Genomic DNA, 15,344 nt, shown 5'->3' with positions numbered 1-15,344 from the left:
GTACTACCTTAACTGAGTAAGGGATTATATTTTTTAGTAGTTTATTTTTAACAGTTTATTTATATTTATAGCAAGGTAGATTTTTGGATGATAATTTTATACAAAGTATTTATACAAAGTATATTTTTCATTTGAGATTTTTTGATAATTTAGATGCACCCTACTTGCCGTTTTACAATCATGATGTAGAATATTAAAGTTCTTGTCGCGATATTTATGATAATTGGTAAATTCAGCTTGCACAACTTTAATGGAACAGTCTCTATACTCTTCCTAAAACTGGTCAATAAATTTTACCAACGATTCTACTATTTTACGACAAACTTTAAACGGCAATTTGAAAATTGTCGCTCATATGATAAGCTCATAGTTTGACCTCAATCAGCATTTTAACTGCTTCCAAAAAAGCAATCTAAATGCCTCGATTATGGCAAAAAAGTTCGTGTCAAAGTCCTATGACATATTTTTGCCACTCTTGATGCAAACCACTTTTAAGATGCTTACTCACCTCAAAATAGAGACTACTGTAAGGTCGGCGTGGAGCATGATGTAATGGCATCTGAGCTTCTTTTGGCGTTCGATTGCCTTTCTTGACGTTACAGCGAACGCAAGCCGTAACTATGTTTTCCCAGCTATCGCCTCCACGACGCGATCGCGGTATTACATGATCCAGTGTTAAGTCATCGCCCTTGTAGCCGCAGTATTGACAAGTATGAGCATCGCGATGCAATATATTTCGACGGGTTAAAGGAATTTCTTTATAAGGAACGCGCACGTAATAGCGCAACCTTATGACTGTCGGAAGCGGGAAATCTGAGTAAATAAATTTACCATTGTGTTCTACCCGCTCTGCTTTTCCCTTAATCAGCAAAATTGCAGCACGTCGCCAGCTCGTTATATTGAGCGGTTCGTAAGAAGCGTTAAGGACTAAAACCTTTCCCATTGATAGTCGCTCAAGGTATTAGTTTTACATATATTAACACGAATTGAATCTAATTTGCCTTTTCGTGCATAATTTATACAAGATAATGGTTTTGTGAGAATTTAGTTGAAACGCAGTTGATACTTAGGTAGTTAAAATACAATGTCCATAGCCGTACTTGTAGAATAGAAAGTAGGGAACAAGGAATAGGGAATGGGGAAAGAAAACGCTATTAGAGGATGTTGAAAAAGTAGCTTGGTGTTGAGAATCAGAATAAATATAAGAAAGTAGAAAATGGGAAGTAGCCAGTTTAAATAAAACTTTGCAGACGCGCAAGCGGCTTATCTTTGAGAAGCTTGTTTACTTGTTCGCTTTCCAGAAATATGTTCAGAAAAAGTAATTAAATATTTGTGTTCTTTCTATAAGTAACGGTAAACTTCCAGATTAATCCTCTTGCTGCTTGTAGGAAAAGGAATATATTAATATCCAGCCAGATGTTGCTGTGTGGAAGTGGCGTGAATTGGAGAGAATTAATGTTGAGTAACGAACAGAATCAAAGTCTTAGTTCGATTGTCGGGGGCGATACTTATGCTTGGGTAAGCCAGCGTGCTTGGGTTGAAATTAATTTAAAAGCATTATCTAATAACATAGTTCAAATACGGAAGTTGCTGCAACCGGGAACTGAGTTCATGGCTGTGGTGAAAGCTGATGCTTACGGACATGGAGCGGTAAGTGTTGCCCAGACAGCTTTAAAAGCAGGAGCTAGCTGGTTGGGTGTAGCTACAGTCCCAGAAGGAATTGAGTTACGAGAAGCTGGCATTAAAGCGCCAATTTTAATTTTGGGTGCAAGTTATACTCCAGAACAAATTCAAGCAATTGCAGAATGGCAACTTGAACCTACGCTTTGCAGTGCTAAACAAGCTTTAATTTTTTCCGATATTTTAGAAACGATAAATCTTGATTCTCCCTTACGAGTACATCTCAAATTAGATACCGGAATGTCTCGCTTGGGTACCCATTGGCAAAATTGTAGCGAATTCGTTCAATTGGTTGTTCGCTTGCCTCATCTTAATATACAGAGCGTTTATTCCCATTTAGCAACCGCCGATAGCCCCGATAGAACCGTAATGGACTTGCAGCATCAGCGTTTTAAAAGTGCGATCGCCCGAATTAAAGACGTTGGAATAGAAATACCTCGTTTGCATTTAGCTAATTCTGCTGGCACTTTAAGCGATAAGTCTTTACATTACGATATGGTACGAGTGGGTTTAGCTATTTATGGATTTTATCCTTCAGATCATTTGCTTTCAACTGTTGACTTACAGCCTGTTTTACAAGTAAAAGCGCGAGTCGCTCATGTCAAGACAATTGAACAAGGTGCTGGTGTTAGTTACGGACATACTTTTATTGCTTCCGAGCAAATGCGTTTAGCTGTTGTCGGAATTGGTTACGCTGATGGCATACCTCGCAATCTTTCTAACAATATGCAAGTTTTGGTTAGAGGAGTAAAAGTACCTCAAGTTGGTGCAATTACTATGGATCAAATCATGTTAGATATCAGCGCTATTCCCGATGTACGAGAAGGGGAAATCGTGACGATTCTAGGCAGTGAAGGTAATGAACAAATTACTGCCCAGGATTGGGCAAATCAATTAAATACTATTTCTTGGGAAATTCTCTGTTCTTTCAAGCATCGTTTACCTCGCGTAAATATAGCGTAAGCTGCTTCAAGGCGATCGCCTAAATTCCTGAAGGGGGTGGAGGCTTGTGTAAATGTTAATTGATTGCCAATATTAGTTCTTCTCACTGCTCTGTGCTTTCTATACCGCAATACTTGAGCAATTTTCCAGAAAAAAGTTATTTAAAAATAATTTTTATGGTATAGTATATAAGCGATTATGCGGATGTGGCGGAATTGGCAGACGCGCTAGATTTAGGTTCTAGTGCCTCCGGGCGTGAAGGTTCAAGTCCTTTCATCCGCATTTTTAATTTTTTGTTGTCATAGGACTTACCTTATGACAACAAAAAAACTAGTATTTCATAGATTTAGATTGCTCAACTTCCCCCCTTGAATCAAAGGGGGGTTTATGGTTTTTAATATGGAATAGGGGTAAGCAATTAACTGTAGTATTGCAACAATATAACTTTATTTTACATAACTTCACATACATATTGATGTAAATACGATATTCGTAATATCAATGATTTCGTACTTACAACGCAGTAGTAGATAATTTTCATTAATTTGAGACTAAGATTAACGTAATTTTAGAAGCTAGCTGTCATATTATGCTAACTAAATTTAATTTACTATTAATAAGAAATCAAAGTTTAAATATACTATGTTTTGCGAAATATTCTTATAATTTAATCTATCAATGTTTGCAATTAACTCTACAAATATATAAATACAGTCAAACCAAACAATATTAAGTTTTCTAATGTATAAACTTCAACTTTATATTTACCGATAGCTACTTTAATATAAAGGCTGCAATATTTCAGAATTTAAACTAATTTCTAATGCTTTTTATTATTTATGAATAAATAAAATTAGAGACATATTTTATACAAGTTATCAAAAAAGACAAAATACATTAGGTATAACAATCGCTACTACAAGCATCGAAGTCAACAACTGTAGTATACTTAAGTGGTAATACTTAAATCGTAATCGCGTTGTACAATTTTGAGACCGTGTTTATTGCTCAAGCAATTAAATTATGTAGGTAAAATACTTAGTAGCTTTAAGTAGTCTTCATAGTTTTTTTACTTCTTATATAAAAATCTCTGTTAATCTCGGTACAAGTCCATCTTGTTGCTGTAATTGAACTTCTGAAAAAAATTAAACTATCCATAAAGATTTATTTACCAAATTTATGTCACACATATAGATCGTACATATGGTTTTATTTATTACCAAGATATCTAAACAATATTTTTAATTAGCAAGACAAATCGGTAACAGTTTGACTGGATTTTATTAAATTTAATAGTGATAAGGGTAAAATGAATACAACACCTATAGATAGTTACAAATTATTCCAGAAACTCCATCCGCTATCTTTGCTAGCACAGATTAGCAGCCGTCGTGCTACAGGTTGCTTAAGAGTATTTACTAAGTCCAATTCTTGGTCTATCTATATGGATGAAGGTAAACTAATCTATGCTTCTTGCTCGGATAAGTTATTTGAACGGCTTGATATTCATTTGCGACGGTTGAACCAGCAAATCCCGACTTTGAATAGTTCGGCACGGGTACAAATGCGAATGCTGTTTGAAACTAACGATGGAGACGAATCAATTTCTCAAGCCGATTATCAAGCAATTTGCTGGTTAGTTGATGGAGACTATATTACTTATCCTCAAGCAGAAATTTTGGTAAGTGAATTAGCTCATGTAGTATTAGAATCGTTTCTTACAATAAAAGAAGGAAGTTACGAATTTAGGAGCGAACATCCTTTATTAAACCTACCTTCATTCTGTCATCTGGATTTACGTTCTTTGATAGAAAGCGTCCAAAAACGGTTCAGAAGTCGGCGTGTTAATCAAGCGCAAGTTACACCAGGGCAAGTTTCACCTGTAGTTGATAACGCAAATGCACGATCTATTGAAGCAAAAGCATTATCGGAACCTGAAAAACAGATATCTCAACAAACTGATCTAACAAATGTAGAGAAAAGTCAAGCTAACAACAATACAAATATTTCAAAAAGTACGAAGGAAAGATTATATACAGTTGCTTGTATTGATGATAGTTTAACTATCTTGAAATCGATTCAACGTTTTTTAAATGAAGAGCAATTCTTGGTTGTTACAATCAACGACCCTGTAAAAGCATTGATGCAAATTCTGCGTAGTAAACCGGACTTAATTTTGTTAGATGTAGAAATGCCTAATTTAGACGGTTATGAGTTGTGTTCGTTACTACGAAGACATTCGGCTTTTAAAAATATTCCTATAGTTATGGTAACTGGGAGGACTGGATTTATAGATAGAGCGAAAGCAAAGATGGTGAGGGCTTCTGGCTATTTAACTAAACCTTTTACACAGTCAGATTTGTTAAAGGTGGTGTTCAAGCATATCAGTTAATATATCAATATTTACCGCGAATAATAGTAACCTAATTGAATAGATGCTGATAAAACTATCTTAGGATATATAAAAATGAGTCTTACTTTACTTGGAACGATTTTAGTTGTAGAAGATTCACCTAGTGAATTGGAATTAATAAGTCATTTTTTAAATGAAAGTGGGTACAAAGTAATAAAAGCTACAGGTGGAACGGAAGCATTAAAAAAGTTGGAATCAGAAAAACCCGATGCAATTATTACCGATGTAGTGATGCCGGGAATGAGCGGTTTTGAACTTTGTCGTTCTCTGAAAAAAAATCCAGAGACTCAGAAACTTCCGATAGTTATTTGCAGTTCTAAAAATCAAGAGATTGACCGTTTATGGGCAATGAGACAAGGTGCTGATGCTTATGTTACAAAGCCTTATACTCGTGAAGAACTTTTACGTGCGATTAAATCAGTAGCAATCTGGATCAATGAATAATTCAAGTATTACCTTACGAGCAGCACAGGGGCGTGACCAAAATAACTTAGGGGATGGTTATCTCAAATTTTTTATAAATCCCCAAACTCCTGCGATTTTGTCGATGAACCAGACGCAAGAAGCAATGGTTGTGTCTGTAGAATCTGTAACAGCTATGCCCAATATGCCTTTCGGTATTTTGGGTTTGATGAATTGGCGAAGTCGTATTGTTTGGGTAGTTGACTTACCTAAGATACTCAATTTACAATCCCCACAGAATCGCCCCCGACAATACAGTGTAATTATTGTTCGGACTCAATCGATGATTTTGGGTTTAGTAGTACATGAAATTATCGGTACTCTCAGGTTTAACAATGACGAAATTGGTTCTCCTGTAAGTCAGGTTGCATCTAGTTTAATTCCCTACTTACGCGGATGCATTGTGCAACAAAAAGAAATATTACTGGTATTAGATGCACAAGCTATAGTGCATTCTTCTAACCTTCGTAGTGAGTAGGGTGTAATACATAATTTATAAATGTTTAGTGTAATAATTTACCACTCTGGGGCAATTAATTTATGCTTAATAAAACTGATTCGGCTAAGAGTGGTGATGCTCCGGGAAAGGAGGCATCACTTATTTCATCTTCTAGTAAAACTGATAATGCAGTACAACTATCTTCCACACAAATGACTGTAGGAAATACCAGCGTTTCCTCTAATGGTTTAATGGCTCGATTTAAACGATTGAGCTTGAGTACCAAAACGACAATTTTGGCGATCGCAATGGTGACGATTCCAGTGTTCGCGATTGGATTGGGAGGCTATATTGTCGCCAGTAATTCATTAAAGAATAAAGTTTTCGATTTACAGCAAGCACAGACAAAAAGCTTTGCAGATAAAGTTAACCGCTTCATGTTTGAACGGTATGGGGATATTCAGATTTTATCAAATCTGGCAATAATTAAAAATGGGGCAAGTTCTGGTCAACAAAAAGCAGTTCTTGACAATTTCGTTAATACATATAAAGTATACGACGGCATTGGCGTTTTTAATTTGAATGGAGATGCACTTATTCAGTCCCAAGGAACTAATTTTGGTAATCAAGGTAATTTAACTTATTTTAAGAATGTTTTAAATAGTAAAAATGCTGCGATCGGCGAGCCAGTGATTTCCAACGGTAATGGTTTTATTTATACTGCTGCTCCAATTAAGAATGCCGGTAGCGAAGAAATTACATCTGTAGTGATAGCCCGGATGCCAGTAAATTCACTGAAAACTGTAATTGAAAATTATGCTGGTTCAAGGCAAGAATATTATATAGCTGATGCTCAAAATGAAATTTTTCTGAGTGCAGAACAAAAGTATATAGGCTCTTCACTTGCAGAAGAATATCCAAAACTATCTCAAAAAGCTGATGCAGAAAAATCTTTTGCAGGTGTTATCAAACACAAAGATGGTGCCGAAGCGCAATTAGTCAGTTACCTACCATCTTCAGAACAAATAGCAGTACCAGATTTGCCGCCTTTGAATTGGGATGTCATCTTAGCGACAGATGCTTCAACTGCATTTACACCGCAAAGAAATTTGCTATTAACTATCGCTTTGGGAACGATATTAACTGCTGCTGCTGTGGCATTTATTGCTGCTTGGCTGGCAAAACGCGCTACACAGCCAATTTTAGATGCGACAGCAGCCGTTGCAAAACTGGGTAAAGGTGAATTTAATACCCGTTTGGATGTGGAAGCTGAAGATGAAATTGGGTTGTTAAATGCCAACATCAATCAAATGGCATCCCAACTACAACTGCTGGTTAAAGAACAAGAAGCTGAAGCCCAAAGGGAAAAGTTAAAAGCAGATATTACCCTGCGTATCCGTAGAAGCCTTAAAGTAGACGACATCCACAAAACAGCAGTTAGAGAAATTCGTCAAGCTTTGAAAACAGATAGAGTTGTGATTTACGAATTTAATCCCGATTGGGATGGAGCTGTAGTTGCCGAATCTGTAAGCGCTGGCTTCCCCAAAATGAAAGGGGTTTATATTGAAGATCCTTGTTTCCGCGAACGTCAAGTACAAATGTATAAAAACGGTCGCGTGCGGGCGATCGCGAATATTTACGACGATGCTGCTTTGAAGAAAGCCGACTGCTACGTCAAAACTTTGGAACAGTTTGCAGTTAAGGCTAATTTAGTTGCACCGATTTTGATTGAAGACAATTTGATGGGTTTGTTGATTGCCCACAATTGTGAAACTCCGCGAGATTGGCAGCAACAAGAAATCGATCTGTTTAAACAATTAGCAACTCAAATCGGTTTTGCTTTAGAGCAAGCCAGACTTTTGGAGGAAGTTGAAAAAGCGCGACAACTAGCCCAAACTGACTCCGAAGATGAAAGACATCAAAAAGAAGAACTGCAAATGCAGTTAATTGAGTTGCTTAGCGAAGTAGAAGGTGCAGCCCAAGGCGACTTGACGGTACGTGCTGATGTTACTGCTGGAGACATTGGAACCGTTGCCGACTTTTTCAACTCGATTGTAGAAAGTTTGCGTGACATTGTTACCCAAGTTAAAACCTCAGCGATCGAGGTAAACCAAGCGATTGGTGATAACTCCGGTGCAATTAGCGAATTAGCGGAGCAAGCGCTTACCCAAGCCCATGAAATCACTAGCACTTTGGATGCTGTTGATGAGATGACGCGATCGATGCAAGCAGTTGCACAAAATGCTCAAGAAGCTGCGGCGATCGCGAATACGGCTAGAAGTACCGCGACGAATTCTGGAAAAGCAATGGAATTGACGGTACAAAATATTTTAGGTTTACGAGAAACCGTAGGCGAAACTGCTAAAAAGGTAAAACGTTTGGGTGAATCCACGCAGCAAATTTCTCGTGTGGTAGCATTGATTAACCAAATTTCCATGCAAACCAACTTATTGGCAATTAACGCTGGAATCGAAGCAGCACGGGCTGGTGAGGAAGGTCAAGGTTTTGCTGTGGTTGCGGAAGAAGTTGGCGAATTAGCTGCAAGAAGTGCTGCTGCTACTAACGAGATAGAACAAATTGTCGAAAATATCCAGCGCGAAACTACCGATGTTGTCCAAGCAATGGAAGTAGGAGTATCGCAGGTGGTTGAAGGAACGCATATTGTGGAAGATGCTAAGCTGTCATTAAGTCAGATTTTAGAGGTTTCGCGCCAAATAGATGAGTTGGTACAGTCGATTTCTACAACCACAAATCGCGGTGTAGAAACATCTCAGCAAGTTAGCGTTTTGATGAAAGAAATTGCTGCTGTTTCACAACGGACTAGTAGTTCTTCTCGTCAAGTTTCCGAATCGTTGCAACAAACCGTTGCAATTTCCCAACAATTACAGGAAAGTGTCGGTACATTTAAGGTCAGTTAAGAGTAATTAGTTACTAGCTTCTGAAGTTTATGGTTATAAATAACTAATAACTAACAACTAACAACTAACAACTAACAACTAACAACTAATAACTAATAACTGATGACTAATGGCTAGGGACAAATAATATGTCACAGGACAAAGAGTTTGAAATCCAGATGCAGTTTCTGGAGGAAGCTAGTGACTACCTCAACACTATTGAAGGGGTATTGCTAGAAATCGACACCAGCAACCGCATCGATTTGGAAAAGATCAACGCCGCGCTTCGAGCCGCTCATTCCATCAAAGGAGGAGCGGCGATGATGGGATTTCGCTCTCTAAGCGATTTGGCTCACCGTTTGGAAGATTCGTTCAAAGTTCTCAAAACTAGGAAAAGTACTCTGGAAGTAGATACCCAGCTACAGAGTCTGCTTCTTTCCGGTGTTGATTGGCTGCGACAAATAGTAGAATTGCATTCAGAAGGGCATGAATTAGAAGAGCAGTGGTTAGCAAGTTTTTGCTACCCGGTTTTTGAGGAATTGCACGAGCGTTTGGGCGATCCGACTCCGGAAGATGCTTCTTCGATGCTGTCTCCTGAAGATGGACAAGATATTATTCCGCTGCTGTTTGAAACCGAAGTTGAAGGCTGTTTGCAGCGTCTGGAATCTGTAGTCGCCCACAGCGAGCAACCTTGCCTAAAAGAAGAAGTTGCGATTATGGCAGCAGAATTGGCTGGTTTGGGTGAAATGCTGCAACTACGAGCTTTTAGCAGTTATTGCGAATCAGTTCAATATCACTTAGAAGTTGCACCACCCGAACAAGTTGAAGAAATTGCCAATGCAGCCCTTGCTGGTTGGCGACGCTCTCAGGCTTTGGTGCTAACTTCTCAGATAGAAAGTTTACCTGCACAGTTGGAACTGGGTGAGACTGAATCGAATGAAGCGATTGTACCAGTGGAATTTGAAGCGGATTCTACACAATTAATAGAAATTCCGGAAATACCAGACATACAAGAAACAGAAACAGTAGAAGAAATAGAATTACTCGAAAATACAATAGAAGAAGATTGGCTGGTTGAGGATGTAATTACGGCAGATTTTGAAGCTTTAGAAGCGGCTTTTGCTCAAGAAAGCGCTGCTTCTGAGTTTGATGAAGTAGAGGTACATAATACACCCGCAAGCGCTCAAGAAATTCCTGCTACCGACTACCAGCCATTTGTCGAACGCAAACCCGAACCAGCGGCTGCTAAGAACGAATCGGTAGAAAATACAGTCCGGGTTCCCAGCAAGCAACTCGAAGAAATCAACGATCTATTTGGCGAACTGATTATTCAGCGCAACGGACTAAACTTGCAAATGGAAAGATTGCGTAAACTAGTTCGCAATTTAGGTCAAAGAGTACAAGTTTTAGACCGCGAAAATCAACATTTGCGTACTGCATACGATAAGATATCTACTCAAACTACAGTAAAATCCACAATTCAAACTCTTGCCTTAGTTCCCGGAGACAGTGCAAATACTGGTAGTAAAGATTACGATTCGGATAGCATCAACAATGGATTTGATGCTTTAGAGATGGATCGTTACAACGAGTTGAATTTGCTTTCCCAGGAAGTAATGGAAACCATCGTCATGGTGCAAGAGGTGACAACAGATGTGCAAATTAGCCTTGACGATACAGACAATATTTCGCGGAAATTAAATAAAACCTCAAAGCAATTACAGCGCAAGCTAACTCAAGTACGGATGCGTCCGCTATCCGATTTAACTGACCGTTTTCCCAGGGCTTTGCGCGATTTATGCGTAGAATACGGTAAAAATGCTCAATTAAAAATCGAAGGCGGCAATATTCTCATTGAAAGGAGCATTTTAGAAGCTTTAAACGATCCTTTGATGCACCTGCTGAGAAATGCCTTCGATCACGGCATTGAAAAACCACCTGTCAGAAAACAGCAAGGTAAACCAGAACAAGGTTTAATTGAAATCACAGCCGCGAACCGTTCCAACCGTACCATAATTACCATGCAAGATGATGGTAACGGTATTTCCTTAGATAAAATTCGCGATCGCGCTATCAAAATGGGCTTGGATGAATCTTTGATTAATCAAGCTAGCGACGAAGAAATATTATCGTTGATTTTTGAGCCTGGATTTACAACATCCGACCAAGTTACATCATTATCCGGTCGCGGTGTGGGTATGGATGTGGTTCGTAACAATCTCAAACAAGTCAGAGGAGATATCAAAGTTGATACCGAGGCGGGAGTTGGAACCACCTTTACGCTGTCAATGCCGTTCACGCTGTCGGTTTCGCGAGTTCTATTGGTAGAAAGCAGTAGAATGTTGCTAGCTTTCCCTACAGATGTGATTGAAGAAATATTCTTACTCGATGAAGAACAAGTTTCCCCTGTAGGTGGCGGGCAAGTTCTGAATTGGCAAGGAAAAACTTTACCTTTAATTGGACTTACTGATTATTTACAGTTTAACTGTCCTCGTTACAACAACCCCGATTTAGAAACTCCCCCAGCAATTAATGCTACCAGCATATTGATTGTCAAAAATAGCAATCAGTTAGTAGCAATCAAAATTGATCGTTGTTGGGGAGAAATGGAAGTTGCGATTCGTCGTGTTGAAGGAGATATACCTTTACCATCCGGCTTTAACAACTGTACAATTCTCGGTGATGGAAGGGTAGTAGCTTTAGTTAACGTCGGGGAATTACTTTACTCGATAGCTACCAACGAACATACTCCTAAAAACAATCAACTACCATCAACAAGGTTAAAAACAGCTTTCTTAAATCAAACAGAAGAACAAGCTGTAGAACACATAAGTAAAGGCAAAGGTACGATTTTAATCGTAGATGATTCAATCAACGTCCGCCGTTTCTTAGCATTAACCTTAGAAAAAGGAGGGTATCTAGTCGAACAAGCAAAAGATGGGCAAGACGCATTAGAAAAACTGCAAACTGGTTTGAGCGTACAGGCTGTAATTTGCGATATAGAAATGCCTCGTGTAGATGGTTACGGCTTTTTAGGTCGAGTCAAATCAAATAGCGATTTGAAAAATATACCCGTTGCCATGCTTACTTCTCGTAGTAGCGATAAACACAGGCAATTGGCAATGCAATTAGGTGCTAGGGCTTACTTCTCTAAACCCTATAACGAACAAGAATTACTACGAACATTAGACGATATTATTTTTTCTGTAGCAGGAGTTAGTAACAGTCAATGATGGAATTGCACGAGTTATGAGTTGATTGATTACAACTTGTAACTCCGTTTTTTCTTATGTGATGTTGAATTGGAAGTTTTGAAGAAGCTTTGTTTTAAATATATAAGTTTATTTGTATCAACAATATATTTATTTGAATGATTTTTGAGAATGAAAGAACCCGGTATTATTAATGCCGGGTTTTTTGCTGGGAGACTACAACCCGTTGTATTGGTGAAATTAATTGGTAAAAAGGTTTTATGCGCCGCGATTTATCGCTCTCAGGCAATAAAACTGGCATCATGTCAGTTATCCCTAATACAGAATAAAAAATATTATTTATGTATAAATATCAACTAGTTACATAGTTTGTGATTCTTTTCAGCAAGAGTTGAATCAAAATCGTAAATGAATAAAAGACTTTCTGTTAAAATATTGGGCTGGATACTTGTTTCATTCTTTACAGTAATTGGTTGCAGCCAGCTGACATCAAATACCGATTCACAAGCTGTAGAGTTAACGGTATCGGCTGCTGCAAGTATGCAAGATGCGATGAAGGAAGTAGCATAAGCTTATCAAGAAGAACACCCAAATACTAAAATTACTTATAACTTTGCTGGGAGTGGTACTTTAACTCAACAAATTAAACAAGGGGCACCTGTTGATGTTTTTATCTCAGCTAATGAAAAGTTTATGGATGAGTTGGATACAAACAAGCTTTTACTTCCAGAAACCCGCAAAGATTTACTAAAAAATGATGTTGTCTTGATTGTACCGAAAAAAGATAATATTACTAATATTTCTAACTTTCAACAGTTAACAAATCCAAATATAAAAAGATTTTCTATTGGAGAACCAGAAAGCGTACCTGCTGGACAATATGCAAGAGAAGTTTTAAGTAATCTGAAGATTTAGAAGCAAGTTAAACCGAAAACTGTATTTGCTAAAGATGTTCGTCAAGTTTTATCTTATGTCGAATTAGGTAATGTTGATGCTGGTATTGTCTACGCTACAGATGCCAAAATCTCAAACAAAGTTAAGGTTGTGGCTACTGCACCAGAAGATAGTCACAAACCAATTATTTATCCGGTAGCTGCAATTAAACAAAGTAAAAATCCAGAGGCTGCTAAAGAATTTATTGAGTTTTTATTTAGTAATAGCGCGAAAGATGCTTTTAAAAAATACGGTTTTAAAATTGCTAGTTAGTTAATACAAAATGGAATTTGATTTATCTCCCTTATGGATTTCTTTGAAAACTGCTTCATTTGCTACTGCATTTGCCTTTTTTTTAGGAATTGTAGCAGCAGGTTGGATGAAGCAATACAAGGGTAAATTTAGGGGAATAGTTGATGGCATTTTAACTCTTCCTTTGGTTTTACCGCCTACTGTAGTAGGGTTTTTATTATTGCTTTTATTCGGCATTAATAGCCCAGTAGGACAATTTTTCAAGCAGTTGGAAGTTAGCATTATCTTTTCATGGCAAGCAACAGTAATTACATCAACGGTGGTTGCTTTCCCTTTAATGTATAAGACTGTATTAAGTTCTTTTGAACATATTGATAATGACCTAATTAGTTGCGCTCGTACTTTAGGAAGTTCTGAATTTAAAATATTTTGGTTGGTAGTTTTACCATTAGCTTTACCGGGAGTTGCTGCGGGGACAATTTTATCTTTTGCTAGAGCTTTGGGGGAATTTGGTGCAACTTTAATGTTGGCTGGGAGCATACCGGGAAAAACTCAAACCATGCCGATCGCAATTTTTTTCGCTGCTGAAGCTGGCGATATGCGTAAGGCTTTGATTTGGGTTTTGATAATGGTGGCGATTTCTTTGGGTGTAATTGCTACTATTCACGTTTGGGATGAATCGCAGCGTGTTTCAAAAAATAGAGATGGAAGTGCAAATTTTATTAGAAGTTTGATAAATTTTGTTCTTTTTGGTCAGTTTGGGGATGTTGATTTTGTACCTTTTTCTAAAGAGGTAAATAAGCACCTGGCGATTATAAATCGCGGCTACACAGGCAAAACCCACCTGCGTGGGTTCGGAATTGGGGAAGTTAATGCGGGTGGGGTTTGTACATTTAGGAGCGTAAATTCTCTCGAAGAAGTTCGTAAAAGTGAAAATTATTCGCAGGATTTATCATATTCTTCGTCTACATTTCAAAAATCATTTAATCAAAATAATCGTGAAAAAAAACTGATAGTTAATATTGAAAAGAATTTAAAAAGCTTTCAATTACAAGTTGATTTTATCGCAGATGAAAATACTTTGGGATTATTAGGTGCTTCTGGCTCCGGTAAAAGTATGACTTTGCGCTGCATTGCTGGATTGGAAAAACCAAGTCGGGGAAGGATTATTTTAAATGGAAGAGTTTTATTTGATGCTAAACGAAAGATTAATCTTCCTAGTCGTAAACGTCGCATTGGTTTTCTGTTTCAAAACTATGCTTTGTTTCCCCACATGACTGTAGCCCAAAATATTGCCTTTGGTTTGCAAGAATTACCAAAGCGCCATCGCATATCAAAAGTGCGGCAATATATTGAGATGATGCAGTTGCAAGATTTAGAAAACCGTTACCCGCATCAAATATCCGGGGGGCAACAGCAAAGAGTTGCTTTAGCAAGGGCTTTGGTAATTGAACCGGAAGCGATATTATTAGATGAGCCACTTTCGGCGCTCGATACTTATCTACGCAATTAAATTGAAAAATTGTTGAGCAAAGTGCTTTCGTCTTATGAAGGTGCAACTTTATTTATCACCCATAAATTAGAAGAAGCTTATCGGGTTAGCAGCAATATTATGGTGATGTCGGAAGGGAAAGTAATCGCTAACGATACTAAAGAAAATATTTTTGAAAAGTCTCCAAATTTGGTAGTTGCCAAAGTAACCGAATGTAAGAATATTTCTCGCGCTGAAATTGTTGATAACTATACAGTTAAAGCTTTGGATTGGGATTGTAATTTGACAGTAGTTGAACCGATTCCTAGTAATTTACAATACTTGGGAATACGCGCTCATCACCTCAGATTTTCAACAGATAGCAATCAAGAAAATACTTTTCCTTGCTAGTTATAAATCTAGGAGTAGCTTCAGGTAAAGGAAATTCTTCAAGATAAAGCCGCGTTGCTTCTTTTAATCCCGCAACTGCTTTTTCAATGGTTTCACCTTGATCTACAGTGCCAACTTCCGGACATTCGGCAATGTACATATCCTCTTCTTTATAGACAATAACCGTAAAGCTACGAGTTTTCATTTTATTCTATCCTTCTTCGACTCTTGAAATTTTACAATCTTAAAATAT

General features: G+C 37.8%; 11 protein-coding genes, 1 tRNA gene and 1 pseudogene. 11 read left to right on the top strand and 2 right to left on the bottom strand.

Annotation, left to right across the window (positions count from 1 at the left end; translation table 11 throughout):
* Positions 1-445: 445 nt before the first annotated feature.
* Positions 446-943 (bottom strand): HNH endonuclease, encoded by a 498-nt coding sequence (locus tag ACM03V_RS15680; protein ID WP_414621718.1) that lies wholly within the window; start codon positions 941-943, stop codon positions 446-448.
* Positions 944-1,455: 512 nt separating this feature from the next.
* On the opposite strand from ACM03V_RS15680, the gene alr reads away from it, so the two are divergent.
* From alr to ACM03V_RS15625, 11 genes and pseudogenes are all read left to right on the top strand, one after another.
* Entirely contained in the window at positions 1,456-2,643 is a 1,188-nt protein-coding gene (gene alr, locus ACM03V_RS15675; protein ID WP_414621734.1) for an alanine racemase, read from the top strand.
* Between the two features lie 179 nt (positions 2,644-2,822).
* Positions 2,823-2,904 (top strand) — tRNA-Leu (locus tag ACM03V_RS15670).
* A 1,027-nt stretch (positions 2,905-3,931) separates the two neighbouring features.
* Positions 3,932-5,014 (top strand): response regulator, encoded by a 1,083-nt coding sequence (locus tag ACM03V_RS15665; protein WP_414621717.1) that lies wholly within the window; start codon positions 3,932-3,934, stop codon positions 5,012-5,014.
* Between the two features lie 75 nt (positions 5,015-5,089).
* Positions 5,090-5,479, top strand: coding sequence for a response regulator (locus ACM03V_RS15660; RefSeq protein WP_414621716.1), 390 nt, complete (start codon positions 5,090-5,092; stop codon positions 5,477-5,479).
* Positions 5,472-5,975, top strand: coding sequence for a chemotaxis protein CheW (locus ACM03V_RS15655; protein ID WP_414621715.1), 504 nt, complete (start codon positions 5,472-5,474; stop codon positions 5,973-5,975). The genes ACM03V_RS15660 and ACM03V_RS15655 overlap by 8 nt, the downstream gene beginning before the upstream one ends.
* Positions 5,976-6,037: 62 nt before the next feature.
* Positions 6,038-8,854: a methyl-accepting chemotaxis protein gene (locus ACM03V_RS15650; RefSeq protein ID WP_414621714.1), complete on the top strand. Its 2,817-nt coding sequence runs from the start codon at positions 6,038-6,040 to the stop codon at positions 8,852-8,854.
* Between the two features lie 128 nt (positions 8,855-8,982).
* Positions 8,983-12,066 (top strand): response regulator, encoded by a 3,084-nt coding sequence (locus ACM03V_RS15645; protein WP_414621713.1) that lies wholly within the window; start codon positions 8,983-8,985, stop codon positions 12,064-12,066.
* A 387-nt stretch (positions 12,067-12,453) separates the two neighbouring features.
* Positions 12,454-12,615: a hypothetical protein gene (locus ACM03V_RS15640; protein WP_414621712.1), complete on the top strand. Its 162-nt coding sequence runs from the start codon at positions 12,454-12,456 to the stop codon at positions 12,613-12,615.
* Between the two features lie 12 nt (positions 12,616-12,627).
* Positions 12,628-13,251: pseudogene (gene modA / locus ACM03V_RS15635) on the top strand (molybdate ABC transporter substrate-binding protein); the annotation flags it as partial.
* Between the two features lie 10 nt (positions 13,252-13,261).
* The gene (gene modB / locus ACM03V_RS15630) at positions 13,262-14,743 is read left to right on the top strand and encodes a molybdate ABC transporter permease subunit (RefSeq protein WP_414621711.1); all 1,482 of its coding nucleotides are present in this window, start codon (positions 13,262-13,264) and stop codon (positions 14,741-14,743) included.
* Between the two features lie 21 nt (positions 14,744-14,764).
* A complete protein-coding gene (locus ACM03V_RS15625) occupies positions 14,765-15,112 on the top strand; it encodes a hypothetical protein (protein WP_414621710.1) in 348 nt (115 codons plus the stop codon).
* Here ACM03V_RS15625 and ACM03V_RS15620 read toward each other — a convergent pair.
* Entirely contained in the window at positions 15,066-15,296 is a 231-nt protein-coding gene (locus tag ACM03V_RS15620) for a type II toxin-antitoxin system HicB family antitoxin (RefSeq protein WP_414621709.1), read from the bottom strand. The genes ACM03V_RS15625 and ACM03V_RS15620 overlap by 47 nt on opposite strands.
* Positions 15,297-15,344: the final 48 nt, after the last annotated feature.

This window comes from Calothrix sp. CCY 0018, assembly GCF_963920925.1.
Lineage (GTDB): Bacteria > Cyanobacteriota > Cyanobacteriia > Cyanobacteriales > Nostocaceae > Rivularia.
Note: the sequence above shows the minus strand (reverse complement) of the source record. Positions and strands in the feature narration are given on the sequence as shown.